The sequence below is a fragment of the Nocardioides sp. Root122 genome, from assembly GCF_001425025.1.
GTDB lineage: Bacteria > Actinomycetota > Actinomycetes > Propionibacteriales > Nocardioidaceae > Nocardioides.
In genome coordinates, this window is record NZ_LMDE01000011.1 from 88,716 (window position 1) to 113,304 (window position 24,589).

The 24,589-nt window shown below is 71.1% G+C and carries 19 protein-coding genes; 8 read left to right on the forward strand and 11 right to left on the reverse strand.

Features of this window, described 5'->3' with window-relative positions; genetic code table 11:
* Positions 1-37: 37 nt before the first annotated feature.
* The 6 genes from ASC64_RS13215 to ASC64_RS13240 all read right to left on the reverse strand — a co-directional run bounded on the left by ASC64_RS13215 (position 38) and on the right by ASC64_RS13240 (position 4,940).
* Positions 38-1,012 (reverse strand): electron transfer flavoprotein subunit alpha/FixB family protein, encoded by a 975-nt coding sequence (locus ASC64_RS13215; protein ID WP_056908015.1) that lies wholly within the window; start codon positions 1,010-1,012, stop codon positions 38-40.
* A gap of 13 nt (positions 1,013-1,025) precedes the next feature.
* The gene (locus ASC64_RS13220) at positions 1,026-1,808 is read right to left on the reverse strand and encodes an electron transfer flavoprotein subunit beta/FixA family protein (protein ID WP_235563740.1); all 783 of its coding nucleotides are present in this window, start codon (positions 1,806-1,808) and stop codon (positions 1,026-1,028) included.
* A gap of 174 nt (positions 1,809-1,982) precedes the next feature.
* Entirely contained in the window at positions 1,983-2,687 is a 705-nt protein-coding gene (locus ASC64_RS13225) for an Ig-like domain repeat protein (protein WP_156385188.1), read from the reverse strand.
* A 47-nt stretch (positions 2,688-2,734) separates the two neighbouring features.
* Positions 2,735-3,628, reverse strand: a complete 894-nt coding sequence (locus ASC64_RS13230) for a DUF6801 domain-containing protein (RefSeq protein WP_056908018.1) — start codon at positions 3,626-3,628, stop codon at positions 2,735-2,737.
* A 166-nt stretch (positions 3,629-3,794) separates the two neighbouring features.
* A complete protein-coding gene (locus ASC64_RS13235; protein ID WP_056908019.1) occupies positions 3,795-4,094 on the reverse strand; it encodes a hypothetical protein in 300 nt (99 codons plus the stop codon).
* Positions 4,095-4,163: 69 nt separating this feature from the next.
* Positions 4,164-4,940, reverse strand: a complete 777-nt coding sequence (locus ASC64_RS13240) for an enoyl-CoA hydratase/isomerase family protein (RefSeq protein ID WP_056908020.1) — start codon at positions 4,938-4,940, stop codon at positions 4,164-4,166.
* 104 nt (positions 4,941-5,044) lie between these two features.
* On the opposite strand from ASC64_RS13240, the gene glgX reads away from it, so the two are divergent.
* Positions 5,045-7,231, forward strand: a complete 2,187-nt coding sequence (glgX, locus tag ASC64_RS13245) for a glycogen debranching protein GlgX (RefSeq protein ID WP_082550463.1) — start codon at positions 5,045-5,047, stop codon at positions 7,229-7,231.
* A gap of 51 nt (positions 7,232-7,282) precedes the next feature.
* On the opposite strand, the gene ASC64_RS13250 is transcribed toward glgX, so the two are convergent.
* Positions 7,283-7,744, reverse strand: coding sequence for a MarR family winged helix-turn-helix transcriptional regulator (locus ASC64_RS13250; RefSeq protein WP_056908021.1), 462 nt, complete (start codon positions 7,742-7,744; stop codon positions 7,283-7,285).
* Between the two features lie 46 nt (positions 7,745-7,790).
* Between ASC64_RS13250 and ASC64_RS13255 the strand changes: the two genes are divergently transcribed.
* Complete coding sequence (locus tag ASC64_RS13255) at positions 7,791-8,162, forward strand: hypothetical protein (RefSeq protein WP_056908022.1); 372 nt, start codon at positions 7,791-7,793, stop codon at positions 8,160-8,162.
* Here the strand turns inward: ASC64_RS13255 and ASC64_RS13260 are convergent, their stop codons facing one another.
* Positions 8,163-9,074, reverse strand: coding sequence for a helix-turn-helix transcriptional regulator (locus tag ASC64_RS13260; protein ID WP_235563744.1), 912 nt, complete (start codon positions 9,072-9,074; stop codon positions 8,163-8,165).
* Positions 9,075-9,137: 63 nt separating this feature from the next.
* Entirely contained in the window at positions 9,138-9,398 is a 261-nt protein-coding gene (locus ASC64_RS22810; RefSeq protein ID WP_235563746.1) for a VOC family protein, read from the reverse strand.
* Between the two features lie 374 nt (positions 9,399-9,772).
* Here ASC64_RS22810 and ASC64_RS22520 point away from each other — a divergent pair, with 374 nt between their 5' ends.
* A complete protein-coding gene (locus ASC64_RS22520; RefSeq protein WP_200937749.1) occupies positions 9,773-9,913 on the forward strand; it encodes a hypothetical protein in 141 nt (46 codons plus the stop codon).
* Between the two features lie 29 nt (positions 9,914-9,942).
* Here the strand turns inward: ASC64_RS22520 and glgP are convergent, their stop codons facing one another.
* Entirely contained in the window at positions 9,943-12,525 is a 2,583-nt protein-coding gene (gene glgP / locus ASC64_RS13270; protein ID WP_056908024.1) for an alpha-glucan family phosphorylase, read from the reverse strand.
* Between the two features lie 116 nt (positions 12,526-12,641).
* On the opposite strand from glgP, the gene ASC64_RS13275 reads away from it, so the two are divergent.
* The 5 genes from ASC64_RS13275 to glgB all read left to right on the forward strand — a co-directional run bounded on the left by ASC64_RS13275 (position 12,642) and on the right by glgB (position 23,599).
* The gene (locus ASC64_RS13275; RefSeq protein WP_156385189.1) at positions 12,642-16,484 is read left to right on the forward strand and encodes a M36 family metallopeptidase; all 3,843 of its coding nucleotides are present in this window, start codon (positions 12,642-12,644) and stop codon (positions 16,482-16,484) included.
* A 74-nt stretch (positions 16,485-16,558) separates the two neighbouring features.
* Positions 16,559-18,538, forward strand: coding sequence for an alpha-1,4-glucan--maltose-1-phosphate maltosyltransferase (locus ASC64_RS13280; RefSeq protein ID WP_056908025.1), 1,980 nt, complete (start codon positions 16,559-16,561; stop codon positions 18,536-18,538).
* An 11-nt stretch (positions 18,539-18,549) separates the two neighbouring features.
* Positions 18,550-20,292 carry a maltose alpha-D-glucosyltransferase gene (gene treS / locus ASC64_RS13285; protein WP_056908026.1) on the forward strand — a complete coding sequence of 581 codons (1,743 nt, stop codon included), beginning with the start codon at positions 18,550-18,552 and terminating at the stop codon, positions 20,290-20,292.
* Entirely contained in the window at positions 20,289-21,710 is a 1,422-nt protein-coding gene (locus ASC64_RS13290; RefSeq protein ID WP_056908027.1) for a maltokinase N-terminal cap-like domain-containing protein, read from the forward strand. Before treS ends, ASC64_RS13290 begins: the two co-directional genes overlap by 4 nt.
* Positions 21,707-23,599 (forward strand): 1,4-alpha-glucan branching protein GlgB, encoded by a 1,893-nt coding sequence (gene glgB / locus ASC64_RS13295; RefSeq protein ID WP_235563747.1) that lies wholly within the window; start codon positions 21,707-21,709, stop codon positions 23,597-23,599. Before ASC64_RS13290 ends, glgB begins: the two co-directional genes overlap by 4 nt.
* Positions 23,600-23,651: 52 nt before the next feature.
* On the opposite strand, the gene ASC64_RS13300 is transcribed toward glgB, so the two are convergent.
* Complete coding sequence (locus ASC64_RS13300) at positions 23,652-24,524, reverse strand: hypothetical protein (RefSeq protein WP_156385190.1); 873 nt, start codon at positions 24,522-24,524, stop codon at positions 23,652-23,654.
* Between the last annotated feature and the right edge of the window lie 65 nt (positions 24,525-24,589).

The window sequence follows — 24,589 nt, forward strand, 5'->3', positions numbered from 1 at the left end:
GACCTGCCGGGCCGTCGTACGCGGTGGTGCGGGCGGATCAGCCCTTGCGCTCCTTGACCTTCTCCGTGGCGGCGGGCAGCACCGAGTGCAGGTCACCCACCACGCCGAAGTCGACCAGCTCGAAGATCGGGGCCTCGGGGTCCTTGTTGACCGCGACGATCGTCTTGGAGGTCTGCATGCCGGCGCGGTGCTGGATCGCACCGGAGATGCCGTTGGCGACGTAGAGCTGCGGCGAGACCGTCTTGCCGGTCTGGCCGACCTGGAAGGCGTGCGGCATCCAGCCCGAGTCGACCGCGGCGCGCGAGGCACCCACGGCGGCACCGAGGCTGTCGGCGAAGCCCTCGACCGGCTCGAAGTTGCCGCCGGTGCCACGACCGCCGGAGACCACGATGGCAGCCTCGGTCAGCTCCGGGCGACCGGTGGACTGGCGCGGCTGGGTGGCCACGATCTGCGCGGTCTTCGCAGCGTCCGACACGGTCGCAGCGAACGCCTCGACGGCGCCGGCGCCCTCGGCCTCCTCGGGGGCGGCCGAGTTGGGCTTCACGGTGATGATCGGCGTGCCGGTGGTGACCTTGGCCTGCACCGTGTAGTTGCCGGCGAAGACGCTCTGGGTGGTCACGCCGCCCTCCTGCACGTCGACGGCGTCGGTGATCAGGCCCGAGCCCAGCTTGATCGCCAGGCGACCGGCGACCTCCTTGTTCTCGAACGTCGAGGGCAGCAGGATCGCGGCGGGGCCATTCCCACCAGCCTTCTCGGCCAGCTGCTTCACCAGCTGCTCGAGCGCCTCGGCCTTGGGTGCGACGAGGTAGCCCTTGATCTGGGCGTCGTCGACGACGTAGACCTTCGCGGCGCCGTACTTCTTCACCTTCTCGGCCACGGCGTCGCCCTGCTCGGGGGAGCCGAAGAACACGGCCGACGGCTCGCCGAGGCGGCGCGCGATCGTGAGCAGCTCGAAGGTCGGCTTCTTGACCTCGCCCTCGGCGTGGTCGATGACAACAAGAACCTCAGACATGTCCAGCAGCTCCTCAGATGAACTTCTTGGAGGCGAGGAAGTCGACCAGCGCAGTGGCGCCCGAGCCGTCCTCGTCGGTGACGATCTCGCCGGCGGTGCGCGGCGGCCGCGCGGTGGTGTCCTCCACCTGCGTGTAGGCCACCGACAGGCCGACCTGCTCGGCGTCGAGACCCAGGTCGGACAGCGACCAGGTGTCGAGCGGCTTCTTCTTCGCGGCCATGATGCCCTTGAACGACGGGTAGCGGGCCTCGCCCGACTGGTCGGTCACGCTCAGCACGATCGGCAGCGTCGCACCGATGACCTCGGTCGAGCCCTCGTTGTCGCGCTTGATCCGGACCTGGTCGCCCTGCGACTCGATCACCGAGGCCAGCGTCACCTGCGGCATCCCGAGGCGCTCGGCCAGCATCGCCGGCACGACCGATCCCGAGGCGTCGGTGGATGCCATGCCGCAGACCACCAGGTCCGCGCCGGCGTCGGCCTTGATCTTCTCGACGGCCTTGGCGAGCACCAGCGAGGTGCCGAGGTAGTCAGAGCCGGCGATGGCGTCATCGACAACGTGGACGCCGGAGTCGGCACCCATCTGCAGCGCCTTGCGCACCGCGTCGACGGCCTTCTCCGGGCCCACCGTCAGGGCGGTGACGGTGATCTCCTCGCCCTCGCGCTTCTCACGGAACTGCAGGGCCTGCTCGACGGCGTACTCGTCCAGCTCGGACAACAACCCGTCGACCCCGACGCGGTCGACGGTGAAGTCGTCCTCGAACTTGCGGTCGGCCGTGGCGTCCGGCACGTACTTCACACAGACAACAATGTTCATGGTGGTGTGGCCTTGCGGCCCCTCCTGTGGACTCGGATGTGCTGGTGAGGCTACAAGCGAGGCACCCCGCCACGGAATGGCGGTGCGGGTGGGGTCGCTCACAGTGACACTGTCACGGTCGCGCGCAGGCGCGATCCGGGCCCGGCCGGGACGTGGTCAGCGGCGCGGGCCGATGCGGAAGTGCACGGTCCGCGTCGCCGGCAGGTGCTGGGCATCGCCGCGGTAGGTGACCGCCACGCGGTAGCCGCCACGGCGCGAGGGTCCCGTCGCCAGCCGGACCGGGCTCGTGAGGGCGCCACTCTCCAGGGCGCCGCCGGCGACGCGCACCTTCCTGCCCCAGCGGCGTACGACGATGCGCACGTCGCCCGAGGCGGTGGTGCCGTACTCCCCCGCGGCACGCACGTGGACGACCATCGGCGCGCGGAGGCGGCGGCCCGTCACGTCGACCTGCAGCCGGGTGCGCACCTGGGCGACCTGCCAGCCGGCGCTGGAGGACGTGCTGCCGTCCTGGAGCAGCGGGTCGCGAGGCAGGTACGTCGCCTGCACGGCGTGGGCGCCGGCGCCCGCCCGGGGCAGCACGATGCTGGCCGTGCCGTCCGCGCCGAGGCCGGCCTTGAAGGCGACCCCGTCGACGGAGAACACGACGTCGCCCTCGCCGGGCCCGGCGGCGGTGGTCACCGCGGCCGACGCGGTGACGGGCTGGCCGTAGGCCGACTGGACCGCGCTGAGCGCCACCGTGGTGGTGGACGGCACGGCGGCCGACGCCGGCCGGCCCGGGCACGCCGCGGCCGCCAGCGCCAGGGCGCCGGCGGCGGCCGAGAAGGCCGCCTGCCGGCGCACGGACGATCGAGCTCGAGACATGTGGAACCCCCTGCCCGGATCGTAGGTCACGGGCAGGGGGTGCCGGATCAGCCGACCTTGACCTTGGTCCTGCCCTTCGACGCAGCGTGCGTCGCGTCACCGGCGTAGGAGACGGTGATCGTGTAGGCGCCCGGCTTGGTGACCTTGGCGACGACGACCTTGGCCTTGCCGGCCTTCACCTCGACCCGGACGTTCGCGACCTTCTTCTTGCCGCGGGTGACCTTGACCTTCGCCTTGCCGGTCGCGGCGTTGTCGGCCGAGCCGACCTTGACCTTGGCGACGATCCTGGACTGCTTCTTGGCGTACTTCCCGCTCACCGTCGTGGTGGTCGCCTGGACCGCCGGGGTGCCCGGGGTAGTGGGCGTCGTGGCGTCAGCCACGGTGACGGTGTCGACGGTGAGGTCCTGCGCCGGGGTGGTCGGCTTCGGCGTGCAGCTCACGTCCGCGGTGTAGGCAGCGGAGCCGTCCTCCTTCGTGAAGACCAGGGACGCGGTGTAGCTGGCGGCCTTGAGGACGTAGGTGCCGGCGGCGGTCGGCGTGAACGTCGGCCCCGCGCCCGTCGCGGTGACGGTGACCGGGCCCGAGGCGGGCAGGTCGGCGCTCGCCACGGTGGCGGCGATGTCGGGCAGCGCGGCGCCGTTCTGCGTGGCCTGGATCTTGGCTGTGCCCGCGACCTTGCGCGCTCCGAAGAACGTGTAGACCGCGTTGCGGACGTCGTCGGGGATGGTCACCTTCGCGGTCACGTTGACCGGGGCCGAGGCACCCGTGGCGAGGGTGGCGGGCAGGTCGGTGTCGGCGGTGGTGATGAACTCCTTGTCACCGATGACGGTGCCACAGATGAAGACGAGGTTGCCGGACGCCGCGACCGATGGAACGGCGCCGAGGCCGGTGGCGACGATCGAGGCGATGCCGAGTGCGGCGAGGCTGGACTTCAGGTGCATGCGTATTCCTCCCAAGGAACAACGAGTCAGTACATCAGGGTCAGCACCACCGTCCCTCCCTCGGGCGGTGGTCGCCCCCGAACTGTGACACCTAGTTACACACTGAGGTACAGGTCGTCCCACGATGCGGTACGCATGTTCACCGAGTGGGCGCCGAGCGCCCGGCTCAGGCCTTGATGAGCTTGCTCACCAGGCGTCCGACGACGAGCCACGCGATCGCGCCGAGGCCCCAGTTGAAGAGCGCGTTCTTGGTGTCGGCGCCCTCGCCGCGGAACTGCTTGATCCCGTCGCTGCGGGAGAAGACGTCGAGGTCGACGAAGTCGGCGGCGCGCAGGATGAAGTGCACCGCGTCGTTGGCCCTGTTCGCCTCGAGCGCGATCAGCAGGGCGCCCATGGCGAGCAGCAGTGCCGAGAGGGCGCTGACGATCCACACGATCTGGGCCAGGGTTGCGCGGAGCTTGTCCACTGGTCGGTCTCCTTCAGGTCGTCACGGCGACGTGCGGTCGCTCGGCGGGCTGCCGGAGCGTACCCGGTGTCAGCGCCCGACGAACGTCGCCTTGCCCGGTCCGTTCTCAACGAACGAGGTCATCCCGCGGGTACGGTCCTCGGTCGCGAACACGGCGGCGAACTGCTGTCGCTCGATCTCCAGGCCGGTGTCGAGGTCGACCTCGCTCCCCCGGTCGATGCACTCCTTGGCCGCACGGAGCGCCAGGGCGGCGGCGCCGCTGAACTGCGCGGCGTAGGCCACCGACTCCTCGAGGACCTTCTCGGCAGGGACGACGCGGTCCACGAGGCCGATGCGCAGCGCCTCGTCGGCCTTGACGAACCGGCCGGTGAAGATGATGTCCTTGGCCTTCGCGGTGCCGACGAGCCGCGTGAGGCGCTGGGTGCCGCCGGCGCCCGGGATGATCCCGAGGAGGACCTCGGGCTGCCCGAAGACCGCATCCTGCGCGGCGAAGCGCAGGTCCGCCGACAGGGCCAGCTCGCAGCCGCCGCCCAGGGCGTACCCGTTGACCGCGGCGACCACGGGCTTGGGGATCCGGGCGATGGCGGTGGTGGCGGTGCTGACCGAGGTGGAGACCTTCACCATGTCGGCGTAGGAGAGGTCGGCCATCTCCTTGACGTCGTTGCCCGCGGCGAAGACCCGCTCGCCGCCCCACAGCACGACGGCGCGCACGTCGTCGCGCTCGGTGAGCTCGGCAGCGGCCTCGCGGAGGTCGGACTGCACCTGGACGCTGATGGCGTTCATCTTCGGGCGGTCGAGCCGCACGACGGCGACTCCGTCGGTCACGTCGATCGAGACGAACTCCATGGGCTGCTCCTCATCGCTGGACGGGACCGGCTCGGACCCGTGCTGTGGGTGGTGTTACGCGATCGCGATGCCGCATTGTGCCGTGCGCGCCGGTCTCGACCACAATGACCCGCGTGACACCGCCCCCCGACACCATCGTGTGGAACCACGACGGCGAGACCATGACGGTCTGGCCCGGTCGCCACTACCCCCTCGGCGCGACCTGGTCGCACGAGGCGACGAACTTCGCGGTCTACGCGCCAGCGGCGCAGCGGGTGTGGGTCTGCCTCTTCGACGACGACGGCACCGAGACGCGCCACCTGCTCACCGAGCACTCGCTCGGCGTGTGGCACGGCGCGATCCCCGGCGTCCCGCCCGGCACCTGCTACGGCTACCGCGCGCACGGACCGTGGGCCCCCGAGGCCGGGCTGCGGTTCAACGCGGCCAAGCTGCTGCTCGATCCCTATGGCAAGGCGGTCTCGGGCGACCTCGTCGTCGACGACGCGATCTTCGGCTACACCGTGGGCGATCCCGACACGATCAGCGACCTCGACTCGGCGCCGTACGTGCCCCGCAGCGTGGTCGTCCACGACCACTTCCAGTGGGGCGCCGACACCTCGCCGCGCCGCCGCTGGCGCGACACCGTCATCTACGAGCTGCACGTCAAGGGCATGACCCAGCTGCACGACCGGGTCCCCGAGGAGCTGCGCGGCACCTATGCCGGCCTGGCCACGCCCGCGGTGATCGACTACCTCAAGGACCTCGGCATCACGGCCGTCGAGCTGCTGCCGGTGCAGCAGTTCCTCTCCGAGCCGGCGCTGGCCGAGCGCGGGCTGGTGAACTACTGGGGCTACAACTCCATCAGCTTCTTCGCGCCGCACAACGCCTACGCGCACGCCGGCGACCGGGGCCAGCAGGTCACCGAGTTCAAGCAGATGGTCAAGGACTTCCACGCCGCCGGGCTCGAGGTCATCCTCGACGTGGTCTACAACCACACCGCCGAGGCCGGCCCGCTCGGTCCGACGCTGAGCTTCCGCGGCCTCGACGACCTGGGCTACTACCAGCGGGCGGTACCACCGCCGCCGATCGGCCCGGACGACGAGCCGATGCCCGACACCTACTGGGACGTGACCGGCTGCGGCAACACCCTCGACGCCACCCACACCCAGAGCCTGCGGATGATCCTGGACTCGCTGCGCTACTGGGTGAGCGAGATGCACGTCGACGGCTTCCGCTTCGACCTCATGAGCGCGCTGACGCGCACCAACCAGGTCGTCGACATGGGCAGCCACCTGATCACCGCGATCGGCCAGGACCCGATCCTGCGGCACGTGAAGCTCGTCGCCGAGCCGTGGGACGCCTCGATGGACGGCTACCGGGTCGGCGAGTTCCCGCCGCCCTGGATCGAGTGGAACGACCAGTTCCGCGACACCATGCGCGACTTCTGGCGCGGGCAGTCCGACGGCGTGCGCACGGTCGCGACCCGGCTCGCGGGCTCGAGCGACCTCTACGCCGACGACGGCCGCTCGCCCTATGCGTCGGTCAACTTCATCACCGCCCACGACGGCTTCACGCTGCGCGACCTCGTCTCCTACAACGACAAGCACAACGAGGACAACGGCGAGGACAACCGCGACGGCACCGACAACAACCGCTCGTGGAACTGCGGCGTCGAGGGCGAGACCCACGACCCGGAGATCATCGCCGTGCGCCGTCGGCAGGCGGCCAACCTGATGGCGACGCTGTGCTTCTCCAGCGGCGTGCCCATGCTCACCGCCGGCGACGAGCGCGGCCGCACCCAGCGGGGCAACAACAACGCCTACGGCCAGGACAACGAGACGTCCTGGATCGACTGGCGACCCGACGACGCCTGGCTCGACGTCTACGAGATCACCAAGACCGCGCTGCGGCTGCGCCGCGAGCACCCGGTGCTGCGGCAGCGGCACTGGTTCGAGGGGCGTCCGACCATCCGGGGCGGCATCAAGGACGTCGTGTGGGTGCACCCCAACGGCCGGGAGATGTCGACCGACGACTGGAACGACGACTCCTGCCGCACGGTGGGGATGTTCCTCAACGGGGCGCCGCTGCGCTCCCCCGGACCGCGCGGCGAGCAGGTGCGCGACCAGTCGTTCATGATCTGGCTCAACGCCGGCGGCGACGACGTGGAGCTGGTCCTGCCGGCGAACCAGTGGGTCCACCACGGCGAGGTCGTGCTCTCGACCAACGCCGACATCGCGCTCGGCACGCCGGTGGTCGCCGGCAGCTCGCTCGAGCTGCAGGCCCACTCGGTCCTGGTGCTGCGCCAGACGTAGTCGATTGCGCCTCCGCTTCGCTTCGGCGCGTGTCCGCGGCGCCTGCAACGGTCAGGCGGTGGCGGCCTTTGCCGCCGTGATCACCTCGGTGAGGCTGTCGCGCAGGGACATCAGCTCGTCGACGTCCATGTCGAGGCGCTCCACGACGGTGGCGGGCACCTGGAGCGCGCGCCGGCGCAGCTCGCGTCCCTGCGGCGTGAGCCCGACGGCGAGGCTGCGCTCGTCGTCGGGGTTGCGGTCGCGGCGGACCAGGCCGGCGGTCTCGAGGCGCTTGAGCAGCCGCGACAGCGTGGCCGCGTCGAGCTCGAGCATCCGGCTCAGCTCGGTGACCGAGAGCGGCTCGTCGCCCCACAGCGCCAGCATCACGAGGTACTGCGGGTGGGTGAGGCCCAGCGGCTCGAGCACCGGGCGGTAGACCGAGATGACCGTGCGGGACGCGACGGCGAGCGCGAAGCAGACCTGTCGCTCGAGCGAGAGCGGGTCGTCCTGTGGATTTCCAGGTGTCGAGGTCACTTTGTTAGCCTAACAACAGTTGTCACAGCAACGAATCTGAGGAGCCATGGCGCAGCACACCGTTCCCGCCCGCCGCAAGGAGAAGGGCCGCGGCCACCTGCTCGACCTCGACGCCCCGCGCGTGGTCGTCGCCGACCCCGAGGGCGACGCGCGCGACCTGGCCCGCGTCCAGCGCTGGGTGATGTCGACGCTCGCCGTGACGACGATCCTGCACCTCGTGGTCGGCCTCGTCGTCGCGGCGGCGACGCTGGACGACTCCCCCCTCAGCTCCCAGGTGGGCCTGGCGGTCGTGGCGGGCATCTTCGGTGCCATGGCCGTCGCGGTGGGCCGCGCCATCCACGGCCGCCGCATCCTGTCCCCCTGGCTGCTCCTCGGCGTCGTGCCCACGCTCGTGGGCCTCTGGCTGGTGCTTGGCTAGCTAGGACGCCGGCTGCGCCACCCACTCCATGGGGTCGCCGGCGTCGAGGTCGGTGATGCCGAGCGTCTCGAAGGCGCCGAGCACCACCAGGCGTCGTACGGCGGCGAAGGTGAGCACGTGCGCGACCATGCCGCCGTAGGAGAAGACGCGGGGCGGCTCGCAGGTGGCGTCGACGAACGTGTCGTCGAGGCGACCCTCCTCGATCGTCGTACGCACCTGGGTGAGGAACGTCGGCCCCTCGTCGGCGAGCTCGCGGCGCAGCGTGCTGAGCGACTTCCCGCGCTCCTGGTCCCAGTCGTAGCGACGTTGCTCCACGGCGGCGTTCCACTGGGCCAGCTGGCCGACGAGCCGGGCGAGCACCGACCGGATCGTCATGTCGTCGTCGATGGTGCCGATCGGCACCTCGATCGGGGCGTCGAGCTGCTCGTCGCTCAGCCGCGTCGCGCGGTCGAGCATCTCGCTCGTCAGCCAGAGGTGGTGCTCGATCATCCGGGTCAGCAGGTCCATGGCGGTCACCTTTCGGGCGGTGGGCAGCCGGAGGCTGCCCGGTGGGTGGAAGTGCACCTGGCTCGCGGCCCGGATCTGGGTGCGGGTCGGTGCGTGACGCCAGCGGCTCGGCGCGGTGCCATAGGCACGGGTGAAGGCGCGGGTGAACGCCTCGTGCGAGCCGAAGCCCGCCTCGATCGCGACGTCGAGCACCGGCCGGTCGGTGGTGACCAGCACGTACGCCGCCCGCTCGAGCAGCAGCCGCCGGCGCATCCGCTCCGGTGGCTCACCGCCCGCCGCGGACACGACACGGTCGAGGTGGTGGCGCGAGAGGTGGAGCCGCCGCGCCCGCTCCTCGCTCCCCTGGTCGAGGGTGTCGGCCAGGGTGGCGAGGAACTCCGCGAAGGTGTCCGCCACTGTCGTCATGTCCTCACCCTGCCCATCCCCGTCGGTCACGGCTTGATCGTGCTTGCGCAGTCCTCACGTGGGTCACCCGAGGCGCTGGGTCACCGACACGACGATCCCGTCCGGCCCCCGGACGTAGGCCATCCGCCACGTGTCCTCGTGGTCGCCGACTCCTCCGACGAGCCCGTAACCGTTGGCCGCGAGCCGCTCGACCACCGAGGTGACGTCGTCCACCTCGAAGCAGACGTTGCGCAGGCCGAGCTCATTGGCCATCGCGTCCGGAGAGCCCGGCGTGTGGTCGGGCCGCACGAAACGCGCCAGCTCGAGGCCGGTGCCGCCACCCACCGGGCGGAGAGCATGACGACCTCGCACCGCGAGTCGGGGATGCCACACACGGTGTCGATGAACTCGCCCTCCACGAACGCGCGCCCCTCCACCTCGAGGCCGAGGCCCACGAAGAAGTCGGTCGCCCGGTCGAGGTCGGAGACGGTGACCCCGATGTGGTCGAAGTGCTTGATGTTGGTCATGGGGCTGATCCTCCGGTCTTGGGTGTCCTTGCGCCACTGGGTCGGAGCAGACCCGCGAACCTCGACATGCCGGAGGGCGGGATCGGGCGCGGGGCCGATCTACGTAGATATCCGGATGCGCCAGGCACCCGGGCAGGCGCACGCTGTCAGGACCAGAACCCACCACCCCCGACCACCGAAGGGAGACACGCCATGTGGGACACCGTCGAGAAGACCAGCAGCCGGCTCACGCACGACGTGCCGTGCCCGAGGTGCGGGCACGCCACGCACACCTACCTGCCGTGCAGCGACACGTGCGGGTGCCGGCGGTCGATCCCGCTGGCCCTCGCCTGAGCCAGCCGGGGATCGCTGACGTGGACGGATCAGGCGGGCTCGGTGACCAGGCCCAGCTCGGCGACCGAGGCGAGCGACTCGTTGCGCGGGACGACACGGACCGTGTAGCCGAACGCGCCCGAGTGGTCGAGCAGCACGGCCGCGTCGAAGCGGTGGCGGTTGCCGTCGTAGGACTCCCCCACCAGCATCGGCGTCACCGAGGTGGCGGTCAGCACGTCGTCGGAGCCGATCTTGCCGTGCACGACCTGCACCTCGACGTCGTCCGGCGACAGCGAGCCGAGCGCGACCCACGCGCGAACGGCGAGCGTCGCGCCGACCTCGGGCTGGTCGCCGACGCCCTCGGAGTCCACATGCTCGACACGGACGCCGGGCCACGCGGCGCGGATCTCCTGCTTCCAGCCGGAGAGGGTGCGGGCTCCGGTGTAGTCGGAGTTGAGGGTGCGGGCGGTGTGCGCGGCCGGGGCGTAGAGCTCGCGGACGTAGTCGCGCACCTGGCGGGTGGCGAGCACCTTGGGGCCGAGCGACTTCAGCGTGTGGCGCACCATCTCCAGCCAGCGCGGCGGTACGCCTTCGTCGTTGGTCTCGTAGAAGCGCGGCACGACCTCGCCCTCGAGCAGGTCGTAGAGCGCGTTGGCCTCGAGGTCGTCGCGGCGCTCGGTGTCGTCGATGCCGTCGGCCGACGGGATCGCCCAGCCGTTGTTGCCGTCGTACCACTCGTCCCACCAGCCGTCGAGGATCGAGAGGTTCAGGCCGCCGTTGAGGGCCGCCTTCATGCCCGAGGTGCCGCACGCCTCGTAGGGGCGCAGCGGGTTGTTCAGCCAGACGTCGCAGCCCGGGTAGAGCGGCTGCGCCATCGCGATGTCGTAGTTGGGCAGGAACGCGATGCGGTGCCGGATCTCCGGGTCGTCGGCGAAGCGGACCATCTCCTGGATGAGCCGCTTGCCGGTCTCGTCGGCGGGGTGCGCCTTGCCGGCGATGACCAGCTGGATCGGGCGCTCCGGGTCGAGCAGCAGCTTCTTCAGGCGGGCCGGGTCGCGCAGCATCAGCGTGAGCCGCTTGTACGTCGGCACGCGACGCGCGAAGCCGATCGTCAGCACGTCGGGGTCGAGCGCCGTGTCGACCCAGGTCGTCTCGGCCGGGGCGAAGCCGCGCTTCGAGGCCGAGCGACGCATCCGGTCGCGGGCGTCCTCGACGAAGCGGGTGCGCAGGGTGCGCTTGAGGTCCCAGATCTCGCGGTCGCTGATGTGGTCGACCAGCGGCCACAGCGCGTCGGTGTCGTCACCGTCGATGTCGCCACCGCGGCTCGCGGCGAGCTCGATGACCTCGCGGGCGATCCAGGTCGGGCCGTGCACGCCGTTGGTGATCGAGGTGATCGGCACCTCGGCCTCGTCGAACGCCGGCCAGAGACCGTTGAACATGCCGCGCGACACGTGGCCGTGCAGCTGCGAGACGCCGTTGGCGCGCTGGGCGAGCCGGAAGCCCATCACCGCCATGTTGAAGACGCCGGCGTCGCCACCCTCGTAGTCCTCGGCACCCAGGGCGAGCACCCGGTCGACCGGCACGCCGGGCGTCGGCGAGCTGCCGCTGAAGTACTGCTCGACCAGCTCGCGCGGGAACCGGTCGATGCCTGCGGGGACCGGGGTGTGGGTCGTGAACACCGTGCCGGCGCGCGAGACCTCGAGCGCGGTGTCGAAGTCGAGGTGCGGGCCGTCCTCGCCCACGGTGAGCTCGCGGATCCGCTCGACGCCGAGGAAGCCGGCGTGGCCCTCGTTGGCGTGGAAGACCTCGGGGGCCGGGGCGCCGGTGATCCGCGACCACGCGCGGAGCGCGCGCACGCCGCCGATGCCGAGGAGCAGCTCCTGGCGCAGCCGGTGCTCGGAGTTGCCGCCGTAGAGCCGGTCGGTGACGTCGCGGTAGTGGGCGCTGTTCTCCTCGATGTCGGTGTCGAGCAGCAGCAGCGGCACGCGGCCGACCTGCGCGACGAGGATCCGGGCCACCAGGTCGGGGCCGTCGGGGAGCGCGATCGAGATCGTCGCCCGGGTGCCGTCCGGCTCGCGGAGCACGGTCAGGGGCAGCTCGTCCGGGTCGAGCACGGGGTAGCTCTCCTGCTGCCAGCCGTCGCGGTCGAGCGCCTGCTTGAAGTAGCCGTGGCGGTAGAACAGGCCGACGCCGACCAGCGGGATGCCGAGGTCGGAGGACGCCTTCAGGTGGTCGCCGGCGAGGATGCCGAGGCCGCCGGAGTACTGGGGCAGCACCGAGGTGATGCCGAACTCGGACGAGAAGTAGGCGATGGCGCGCGGCGCGTCCTCGCCGGCCTTGCGGGCGTACCACCGGTCCTCGGAGAGGTAGCGCTGGAGGTCGTCGTGGGCGGCGTCGAGACGCGCGCGGAAGTCGCCGTCGTCGACGAGCTCGTCGAGCCGCGCGCGACCCACGGCGCCCAGGAACCGCACCGGGTCCCCTGCGACCTCACGCCACAGCCGGGGATCGATGGACGCGAACACGTCCTGGGTGGGCGGGTGCCACGACCAGCGGAGGTTGCCGGCCAGCACGGACAGCGCACCCAGGGGCTCGGGCAGGACAGGACGGACGGTGAATCGACGAAAAGCTCGCACGACCGAGCACGCTAGGCCATTTCTTGGATCGATCCAACCCGTTCTGCGGTGCATCCCGTGCGACACGCCGTGGGAGGTCCGCATAACCCGCCGGTAGGTTCCCGCGTTGTCGGCGCATGAGCCAGCCCCGCCCCCGCCTCGGCCGCACCACCCTCGCGGCCGCATCGCTCCTCGCGATCTCCAGCCTGTCCACGATCGCCGCACCGGCGACCGCCGAGCCCGACACCGTCGCGCCGGGCCCCACGCCTGCCGACGTCCGCACGCTGGGCGATCCCGTCGCGGGACCGTCCGACACCGACACCCGGGGCACCGCCTCCCCGACCGCGACGCAGAAGGCCGCCGTCGACGCGCTGGGCGCGGTCACAGCGCGCTGGAACCCCCTCGGCACCCCGGCCTCGATCCTCCCGGCATCGGGCAGCCTCGGTCCGGCGCCCGGTGCGCCCGCGGCCGGCGCCCGGTCGTGGCTGCGCTCGCACGCCGACCTGTTCGGCATGACGGCCTCCGACGTCGACGACCTGGTCCTGGTCAGCGCCCAGGAGCTCGTCGGGTCCGACGCCCGCGCTGTGCTGTTCCGCCAGGACTTCGACGGCCTGGCGCCGGCCCTCGGCGGCCTGGTCACCGTCGGCGTCGCCGATGGCACGGTCGCCTACGTCTCGTCCTCGCTCGCCCGCACGACCGGCACGGTCCCCGCGGCGACCCTGACGCCCCTGCAGGGCTGGCTGGAGGCGGCGACCGACCTGTCCGTGGGCGTGCCCGCGGACCAGGTCGCCGACATCACCCGGACCGTGCGCGACGGCTGGACCCGGCTCACCGTCCCCGGGTTCGCCCAGGAGCAGCAGGTGCGCCTGCGCGCGCTGCCGATGGCCGACGGCTCGGTCCGCCCGGTCCTCGAGGCCAACGTCGTCAACGCCACCGGCGCCGCCGCGCTGGGCTTCACCTCGCTCGTCGACGCCGTCACCGGCGAGGTGCTCGCCCGCCACAACCGCGTGGAGAACTTCGCCTACAACGACGTCTTCACGGGTGCGGTCACCGCGGCAGCGTGCGGCCCGAAGCACCCGTTCGAGCTCGAGGACGACCTGACCCGCAGCATCACCGCGGTCGCTACCGGAGCCCCCGTGGACGACTTCACCGTGAAGATCTACCGGGGCGACGAGCTGCTCGTCACCGGGGACCTGGCGACCAACCCCGAGGTGGCGACGTACTCCGCCGCGGAGATCCCGGCCGGGACCTACTCCGCCCAGGTCTGCCCCTTCGACGCCGCCTCGGTCGTCGTCGGCCAGTACGCCCTGGCTGTCACGACCAGCGACAGCGCCGCCCCCGGCACGGACGACCTGACCGCGAACCCGCGCTGGCGCTACTTCACCGCCAACCCCACCCTCGACTCCCCCGACCGGACGCCGACCAACTCGGTGGTGGGCTGCTGGCGGCTGACCAGCGCCGCGGCCGACGCGGAGTGCACGACGCCGCCCGGGGAGCTGCGCACCGTCGCCGCCTTCGGCCCGTGGGACACCCTCGGCGCGCTCCCGACGTTCACCACCGTCGGCAACAACGCCAACACCCACGAGGCGTGGGCCAGCCCGCTGACCCCGGGTGGCCTCCTGCAGGCGCCGACCTCCCCCGAGCGCCACTACACGGGCGAGTTCACCGACGCGTGGAACAACAGCCGGTGCGACGTGGCCGAGCTCGTCCCGGGCGGCAACGACATCGAGGCCTCGGTGGGCAACCTCTTCGTCGCGCACAACCGGATGCACGACTACTCCTACTCGCTCGGCTTCACCGAGGAGAACTACAACCTCCAGTCCGACAACGGCGGCCGGGGCGGTGCCGCCGGCGACCCGGAGGTCGGCAACGCCCAGGCCGGCGCCGTGTCCGGCGGGAGCCCGAGCTTCCTCGGCCGGGACAACGCCAACCAGATCGCGCTCCAGGACGGCATCCCCGGCATCACGAACCAGTACCTCTTCGAGCCGATCGCCGGAGCCTTCTACGCGCCGTGCACCGACGGCGGCCTCGACATGGGGATCGTGGGCCACGAGTACACCCACGCCATCAGCAACCGCATGATCGGTGGCCCCGACGAGGGCATCACCTCCGAGCAGGGCGGCGCGATGGGCGAGTCGTGGGGCGACCTGGTCGCCGGCGAGTACCAGTTCGCCGACGGCTACAGCAACGGCGGCAACGTCTGGGCCGTCGGCGCCTACGCCACGGGCAACACCGAGACCGCGATCCGCGACTACTCGATCGACGACAACCCGCTCAACTACTCCGACTACGGCTTCGACACCACCGGGCCGGAGGTCCACGCGGACGGCGAGATCTGGAACGGCACGATGTGGGAGGTCCGCCAGGCCCTCGTCGAGAAGTACGCCGACCGGTTCCCGTACGACGACGCCGCCCTGCAGCGGGCGTGCGCGGACGCCACTGCCACGACGACTCCGCGCCCGGCCGGCACCTGCCCCGGAAACCGGCGCTGGGTGCAGCTCGTGTTCGACGCCTTCCTGCTCCAGCAGGGCTCGACGTCGATGCTGGACGCCCGCGACGCGATGCTCGCCGCCGACCGGATGCGGTTCGGGGGCGAGGACGTGGACGTCATGTGGGCCGCCTTCGCCCGCCGCGGCATGGGTGTCGACGCCCACACCGTGGACGCCGACGACGACGAGCCCACGCCCAGCTTCGCGACCCCGACGGGGAACAGCTCGACCGTCACCTTCGCGACCAACGGCGTGGCCAGGATCTACGTCGGCGACTACGAGGCCCGGGTGACGCCCGTGGCCGACACCGACCCGGACACCGGGCTGGGCGCCAGCGCGCGCTTCACGCCCGGCACCTACGACATGGTGGCCGTGTCGCCCGACCGCGGCTTCACCCGCTGGACGATGACGGTCCTCGACGACGGCGCGGCCCGCACCGAGACGCTCGGCGACGTGGTCAATCTGGCGAGCTCAGCGGCTGGCGCCTCGGTGATCGGCGCCACGGAGGGCTCGCGCAACGCCGAGGCACTCATCGACGGCACCGAGGCCACCACGTGGGGCGGCGTGACCGAGGCCCAGGTCGACGAGTCGCACCCGTCGGTGTCGGTCGACCTCGCCGGCGACGTGAGCACCGTGAGGCGCGTCCAGGTGAGCGCCTACCTCACCCCGGCCCCGGCCTCGCCGACGGACGTCCCGCTCGCGCAGGACGACCCGGACTCCGGCTCGCGCTTCACCGCGCTGCGCCAGTTCGCGCTCGAGGCGTGCACCGCGGCGTGCGACACCACCGACGCCACGTGGACCCGGTTCTACACCTCGCCCGCCGACGCGTTCCCGAGCGCGCTCCCCCGCCCGGTGGCGCCGACGCTCAACCTGCGCGAGTTCGACGTGCCCGACACGGAGGCGGCCGCCGTGCGCCTGGTGACGCTCGAGAACCAGTGCACCGGCCAGTCGGCGTACGCCGGGCAGCAGACCGCGAGTGCCAGCGTCCTCACCGACTGCAAGGCGGGCTCGGACCGCGGCACCATCGTGCACGCCGCGGAGCTGCAGGTCTTCGGTGCGGCGCCGACCCTGCCCGACCAGCCCGGCGACCCGACCACGGACGGCGGGACAGGCGGCACGGGCACCGGGACCGGCGGCACGGGCACCGGCACGGGCAGCGCGGGCACCACGACGCCGGGCGCGGCCCGGGTGCGACCGACCGTCGCGCTGAAGGTCCGCCGCAAGCACCAGACCGCCGCGAACGGCGCACCTCGCCTCCTCGTCCGCGTCTCCTCCGACGCCGCCGTGCCGGAGGCGGGCCGACTCGTGGTCGTGGTCGACGGGGAGAAGTGGCGCACGGTCCGCAGCAGCACCGGCCGGGCACGGGTCTCGGTGACCAAGCGACTGCTCCGCGGCCGCCACACGGTGCGCGTGCGCTTCCGCCCCGACGACCGTACGACGTTCCGCCCCGCGCGCAGCCGCGTGCAGCGGATCGTCGTCACCGGTCGGTGAGCGGGCACCCCGTCGGGTGAGACCACGTCCGTCACGGGTTGCGTCCGGCACCTGACCTTCGCAAGTGTGGGGGCATGGTTGGACGCATACCCGTGATGGATGTCTCGCCCGTCGTCGACCTCGGCCGACTGGCGGCCAAGGCCACGGTCGGGGAGCCGATGCCTGTGCGGGCGAGCGTGTTCCGCGAGGGACACGACCAGCTCGGCGCAGAGGTCGTGGCCACCGACCCGACGGGCACGCGGCGCGCGCCCGTGCGGATGCAGCCCTACGGGGACCAGCCCAACCGCTACGTCGCCCACGTCACGCCCGACACCGAGGGCGAGTGGACCTTCGAGATCCAGAGCTGGTCCGACCCGATCGCGACCTGGCAGCACGACGCGGGCATCAAGATCCCCGCGGGCGTCGACGTCGAGCTGATGTTCACCGAGGCCGGGCTGCTCCTCGAGCGGGTCGCGTCCGGCACCGGCGACGACGCCCTCGACCAGCGGGCCTCCGCCGTCGTCGCGGGAGCCGCCCAGGCCGCCGGCGACACCACCCGACCGGTCGCCGCCCGGCTCGCCGCCCTGCAGGACCCCGAGCTCGACGCCGTCCTGCTCGCGCACCCGTTGCGCGACCTGCTGACCGTCACCGGCCCGTTCCGGTTCCGTGCCGACCGCGTGCGCGCGCTCTTCGGCAGCTGGTACGAGTTCTTCCCCCGCTCGGAGGGCGCGGTCAAGGACCCGAAGACCGGCAAGATCACCAGTGGCACGTTCCGCACCGCCGCCGAGCGCCTCGACGCGGTGGCCGACATGGGCTTCGACGTGCTCTACCTGCCGCCCATCCACCCGATCGGCGAGGTCAACCGCAAGGGCCCCAACAACACGCTCACCCCCGGCCCCGACGACACCGGCTCACCGTGGGCGATCGGCAGCAAGGACGGCGGCCACGACGCCATCCACCCCGAGCTCGGCACGTTCGAGGACTTCGACGCCTTCGTCGCCCGCGCCGGTGAGCTCGGCCTCGAGGTCGCCCTCGACCTGGCGCTCCAGGCCGCGCCCGACCATCCGTGGGTGAGCACCCACCCGCAGTTCTTCACCACCCGCGCCGACGGCACCATCGCCTACGCGGAGAACCCGCCGAAGAAGTACCAGGACATCTACCCGATCAACTTCGACAACGACCCCGCGGGCATCTGCCGCGAGGTGCTGCGGATCGTGAAGCTGTGGATGTCGCACGGCGTGCGGATCTTCCGCGTCGACAACCCCCACACCAAGCCGTTGGCCTTCTGGGAGTGGCTGCTCGCGGAGGTGCGTCGTACCGACCCCGACGTCCTGTTCCTGTCGGAGGCCTTCACCAAGCCCGCGATGATGCACGGCCTCGGGGCGATCGGCTACCACCAGAGCTACACCTACTTCACGTGGCGCACGCACAAGCGGGAGATCGAGGACTACCTCCGCGAGCTCTCCTGCGAGTCCGACCACCTGATGCGGCCGAACTTCTTCGTCAACACCCCCGACATCCTCCACGCCTACCTCCAGTACGGCGGCCCGGCGGCGTTCAAGGTGCGCGCCGCGCTCGCCGCCACCGGATCGCCGAGCTGGGGCGTCTACGCCGGCTACGAGCTGTTCGAGCACGTCGCGGTGAAGCCCGGGTCGGAGGAGTACCTCGACTCGGAGAAGTTCCAGATCCGGATCCGCGACTGGGAGAAGCACGACGCCGAGGGCACCACCCTGGCGCCCTACATCACCCGGCTCAACCAGGTCCGGCGCGAGCACCCCGCGCTGCAGATGCTGCGCAACGTCACCATCCACGAGAGCGACGACGACCACGTGCTGGTCTTCTCCAAGCGCCACGAGGACGACGTCGTGATCAGCATCATCAACCTCGACCCGCACGGCACGCGCGAGACCATGGTCCACCTCGACATGCCCGCGCTCGGCCTCGGCTGGCACGACTCCTTCGTCGCGCACGACGAGATCACCGACGCGGACTGGAGCTGGAGCCAGCACAACTACGTCCGGCTCGACCCCGGCTACGAACCCGCCCACGTCATCACCGTCAGGAGGACCCGTTGAGCGACCAGCCCATGCCGACGGACGCAGGAGCCGCCACGGCGGTCCTCAACGCCGAGCCGGAGTGGTTCCGCACCGCCGTGTTCTACGAGGTGCTGGTGCGGTCGTTCCGCGACTCCAACGGCGACGGCACGGGCGACTTCAAGGGCCTGATCGAGAAGCTCGACTACCTCGAGTGGCTCGGCGTCGACTGCCTGTGGGTGCCGCCGTTCTTCACCTCGCCGCTGCGCGACGGCGGCTACGACGTCGCCGACTACAACAACATCCTCCCCGAGGCCGGCACGGTCGAGGACTTCCACGAGTTCCTCGACGCCTGCCACCAGCGCGGCATCCGCGTGATCATCGACTTCGTCATGAACCACACGAGTGACGCGCACCCGTGGTTCCAGGCCAGCCGCAGCGACCCCGAGGGCCCCTACGGCGACTTCTACGTGTGGTCCGACACCGACGAGCTCTACGAGGAGGCGCGGGTCATCTTCGTCGACACCGAGCCGTCCAACTGGACCTGGGACCCGGTGCGGCAGCAGTACTTCTGGCACCGCTTCTTCCACCACCAGCCGGACCTCAACTTCGACAACCCCAAGGTCCACGACGCGATGCTCGAGGCGATGGCGTTCTGGCTCGACATGGGGCTCGACGGCTTCCGGCTCGACGCGGTGCCCTACCTCTACGAGCGGCCGGGCACCAACGGCGAGAACCTCGAGGAGACCCACGAGTTCCTGAAGAAGTGCCGCTCCTTCGTCGACGAGCACTACCCCGGGCGGGTGCTGCTCTGCGAGGCCAACCAGTGGCCCGCCGACGTGGTCGAGTACTTCGGCCCGGAGGAGACCGAGGACGGTCGCTGGATCGGCACCGAGTGCCACATGGCCTTCCACTTCCCGGTGATGCCCCGCATCTTCATGGCCGTGCGGCGCGAGTCGCGCTTCCCGATCTCGGAGATCCTCGAGCAGACCCCCGCGATCCCGGACGGCTGCCAGTGGGGCATCTTCCTGCGCAACCACGACGAGCTGACGCTGGAGATGGTCACCGACGAGGACCGCGACTACATGTGGTCCGAGTACGCCCACGACCCGCGGATGAAGGCCAACATCGGCATCCGCCGGCGCCTGGCGCCCCTGCTCGACAACGACGTCAACCGGATGGAGCTGTTCACCGCGCTCCTGCTCTCGCTGCCCGGGTCGCCGGTCCTCTACTACGGCGACGAGATCGGCATGGGCGACAACATCTGGCTCGGTGACCGCGACGGCGTGCGCACCCCGATGCAGTGGACGCCCGACCGCAACGCGGGGTTCTCGTCCGCCACGCCGGGCAAGCTGTTCCTGCCGGCCATCCAGGACCCGGTCTACGGCTACCAGTCGGTCAACGTCGAGGCGCAGCTGGAGAACACGTCCTCGCTGCTGCACTGGACCCGCCGGCTCGTGCACACCCGCCGGCGGCACCCGGCGTTCGGCCTCGGCGACTTCATCGACCTCGGCGGCTCCAACCCGAGCGTGCTGTCCTACGTCCGCGAGCACAGCCCCACGGACGCCGAGGGCGACGACCGCGACATCATCCTGTGCGTCAACAACCTCTCCCGCTTCCCGCAGCCCGTCGAGCTCGACCTGCGCCACTGGGAGGGCATGGTGCCCGTCGAGCTCCTCGGCGGCGTACCGTTCCCGGCGATCGGCGAGCTGCCCTACCTGTTGACGCTCGGGGGCTACGGCTTCCTGTGGCTGCGACTCACCGACCAGACGATGACCCAGGGGGTCGACGCGTGAACGAGGAGCTGCAGCACTGGGTCGCCGAGGCCCGCTGGTTCGCAGGCAAGGGCCGCGACTGGACCCTCGCGTCCGTACGACGGGTGGGTGAGCTGCCGCGTCCGACCGAGGACGACGGGCTGGCGCCCCCACCGGAGGGCCTCCGGGTGGTGATCGACCTCGCCGAGGTCGCCTACGCCGACGGCGAGAGCGAGCTCTACCAGCTGCCCCTCGCCTGCTACACCGAGCCCCAGGATCGCCTCGACCACGCCTTCATCGGCGAGTGGGACGACGACGCGGGCCACGTGTGGGTCTACGACGCGGTGCACGACCGGGAGTCGATGGCGCTGTGGCTGCGGGCCTTCGCCGCTCCCCCGGCCAGCACCTCGCGCGGGCTGCTGGACTTCCACTCGTTGCCCGGGCACGAGCTCGACCTGTCCGCGCACTCGACGTTGTTCTCCGGCGAGCAGTCCAACTCCTCGGTCGCCTTCGGCGAGGACTCCCTGATGAAGGTGTTCCGCAAGGTGACGCCGGGAGTGAACCCCGACATCGCGATCCACCAGGTGCTGACCGAGGCGGGCTCGACGCACGTGGCCTCGCTCTACGGCTGGCTCGACCTGGTCGACGACGAGCGCGAGGGCACCGACTCCACGATCCAGCTGGCGATGCTCCAGCAGTTCCTGCGCACCGCGAGCGACGGGTGGGACCTGGCCCTGGCGAGCGTGCGCAACCTGTTCGCCGAGGCGGACCTGCACGCCGACGAGGTCGGCGGCGACTTCGCGAGCGAGGCGGCGCGGCTCGGCGTCGCCCTGGCCGAGGTGCACGCCGACCTGGCGCGGCACTTCCCGGTCGAGGATCGCGATGCCGCCACGGCCGGCGCCCTGGCCGCGGCGATGGAGGGCCGGCTCGACGCCGCCCTCGTCGTCGTACCCCAGCTGGCCGAGCACGAGGCGACGCTGCGCGAGACCTTCGGCCGGCTCCGCGGGCTCGACCGGGTCGAGGTGCAGCAGGTCCACGGCGACCTCCACCTCGGCCAGACCCTGCGCACCAGCCTCGGCTGGAAGATCGTCGACTTCGAGGGCGAGCCGGCCAAGCCGCTGGCCGAGCGGCTCAAGCCCGACTCGGTCTGGCGCGACGTCGCCGGGATGATCCGCTCCTTCGACTACGCCCCGCGCGTGGTGGCGATGACCGGCGCCGGGGCCGACAACGGCGGCGAGTCCGAGCAGCGCGACTACCGGGCGGCCGAGTGGTCGAAGCGCAACCGTGCCGCCTTCCTCGCCGCCTACACCGGCGAACGGGGCGCCGGGATCGACGAGCAGGCCCGCACCCTGCTCGACGCCTACCTCGCTGACAAGGTCGTCTACGAGGCCGTCTACGAAGCACGCAACCGTCCGGGATGGCTGTCCATCCCGCTGGCAGCGCTGGGAGAGACCACATGAGCACGAGCAACAGCACGAGCACCAACGCCCCCGGCGAGCTCGACCTGCACCTGATCGGTGAGGGCCGCCACGAGGAGCTCTGGAAGGTCCTCGGCGCGCAGGTGACCGACGACGGCACCTCCTTCCGCGTCTGGGCACCCAACGCGCAGGAGGTCCAGGTCGCCGGCGAGTGGGCCGGCTGGGACGGCGCGGCCCACCCGATGACCCGCCTCGACGGCTCCGGCGTCTGGCACGTCCACGTCGAGGGAGCGGGTGTCGGTGCCCAGTACAAGTACCGCATCCGCGGTGCGGACGGCGGCTGGGTCGACCGCGCGGACCCGATGGCGCAGTACGCCGAGAAGCCGCCGAGCTCGGCCTCCCGGGTCTGGCGATCCGAGCACCAGTGGAACGACGCCGCATGGCTCGAGGCACGGCTTGCCAAGAACCCGGTCGACGAGGCGATGTCGGTCTACGAGCTGCACCTGGCCTCCTGGCGCAGGCACTACTCCGGCGAGCTCTACGACTGGGACCAGATGGCCGACGCGCTCGTCCCCTACGTCTCGGACCTGGGCTTCACCCACGTCGAGCTGATGCCGGTCATGCAGCACCCGTTCGGCGGCTCGTGGGGCTACCACGTGACGTCGTACTTCGCCCCGGACTCGCGGTTCGGCGACCCCGACGGCCTCAAGCGCCTGATCGACCGCCTGCACCAGGCCGGCGTCGGCGTGATCCTCGACTGGGTGCCCGGGCACTTCGCGACCGACGAGTGGGCGCTGGCCCGCTTCGACGGCACGCCCCTCTACGAGGACCCCAACCCGCAGCGTGGCTGGCACAAGGAGTGGGGCTCCCACATCTTCAACTTCGGCCGCAACGAGGTGCGCAACTTCCTCTACGCCAACGCGGTCTACTGGCTCGAGGAGTACCACGCCGACGGGCTGCGGGTGGACGGCGTCGCCTCGATGCTCTACCTCGACTACGCACGCGAGCACGGCGAGTGGTCGCCGAACAAGCACGGCGGCCGGGAGAACCTCGAGGCCGTGCAGTTCCTCCAGGAGATGAACGCCACCGTCTACAAGCGGGTCCCCGGCATCGTGACGATCGCCGAGGAGTCCACCGCGTGGCCGGGCGTCACCGGCCCGACCAGCGAGGGCGGCCTCGGCTTCGGCTTCAAGTGGAACATGGGCTGGATGCACGACTCGCTCAACTACGTCTCCAAGGACCCGCTCTACCGCAGCCACCACCACGGCCAGATGACGTTCTCGCTCGTCTACGCCTACGCGGAGAACTACGTCCTGCCGATCAGCCACGACGAGGTCGTCCACGGCAAGGGCTCGCTGCTGCGCAAGATGCCCGGCGACCGCTGGCAGCAGCTGGCCAACCTGCGTGCCTACCTCGCCTACATGTGGGCCCACCCCGGCAAGCAGCTCCTCTTCATGGGGTGCGAGTTCGGCCAGGAGTCGGAGTGGGCGGAGAGCCGCGAGCTCGACTGGTGGCTCCTGGAGCACCCCGAGCACGCCGGCGTCCACGCGATGGTGCGCGACATGAACGCCGCCTACGCCGCCACCGGGGCGCTGTGGGGCCGTGACAACGACCCCTCGGGCTTCGCCTGGATCGACGCCAACGACGCAGGCCGCAACGTGTTCTCGTTCGTACGTCGCGCACCCGGGCACCCGGACCTGGTCTGCGTGGCGAACTTCGCCGGCCAGCCCCACGAGGGCTTCCGCCTCGGCCTCCCATCGTCCGGCACGTGGACGGAGGTCCTCAACACCGACGCCGAGGCCTACACCGGCTCGGGCGTGGGCAACCTCGGGGTCATCACCGCGACGGAGGGCGACCACCACGGCCAGCCGGCCTACGCCGACATCGTGGTGCCTCCCCTGGCCACCGTGTGGTTCCGCAAGGAGGACTGAGCGGGCGGACTGAGCAGGAGGTTGCCGGGGGCCTCGCGGCCCCCGGCGACGCTCACATGAGGTGGATCATCTCCAGCATCCCCATCAGGGCGTGCGGCATGCCGCCCATCTTGGGGTCGGGGAAGAAGCACATGACGACGTACTGGCCCGGAGGCAGGTCGTAGTCGACCGTCATGTCGTGACCCGGGCTGATCGACCCGGTCTCCATCCCTGCCGGCAGCCCCCAGGGCGGCGCCCCTTCGTCACCGCTCTGCAGGAACTCCAGCACCTGGTCCGTGGTGGTGCCCTCCACGACCTGCTGGAGGACGATGAAGTGCGGGACCCCGGTGTTGCGCTTGTTCTTGAACAGCAGGCTGCCCTTGGCGGGGAGGCTCGACGACCCGGCCCACCCGGGACCGTTGACGGCGATGATCGTGCCGTCCGTCTTCGGCGCCTTCGTGCTGCCGGACTTGCCGGAGACGACGAAGGGCTTGCCGACGACCACTCCGCGCTCGCCGAGGGAGAACGGCGTGTAGGAGCCGGCCTTGGGGAGCACGACGGTGCCCGAACCGCCCCCGGCGAAGCCGCCGAGGATCTGGGTGCGGGCCAGCGCGTGCTTGAGCGCGTTGACGTCGTTCTTGGCGCCGAACTTGTTGACGTCCTCGACGAAGTCGGCGGCGTCGTAGCCCTTGGCGAACATCGCGATCTCCACGGTGCCCTTGCCCTTCACGCTGAGCTGGACCCGACCGGGTCGGAGTCCCTTCGTGCCCTTGAGCGTGATCGTCTTCTTGGTCAGCGTCGCCTTCACGTGCGGCATCGCCGCACGCGACGTGACCGAGGCCGGCGACGCGTTCGCACCGGTCGGTGCGACCAGGAGCGGCGTGCTGGCGAGCGCTGCTGCGCTCACCACGGCCACGACCCGTCGCAATCTCTGGGCTGTCTGCATGAGTGAACCAAACCTTTCCCGTGAGCTGGTCCGGCCCTCCGCCGGCACAGCGGTCCAGTAGACGC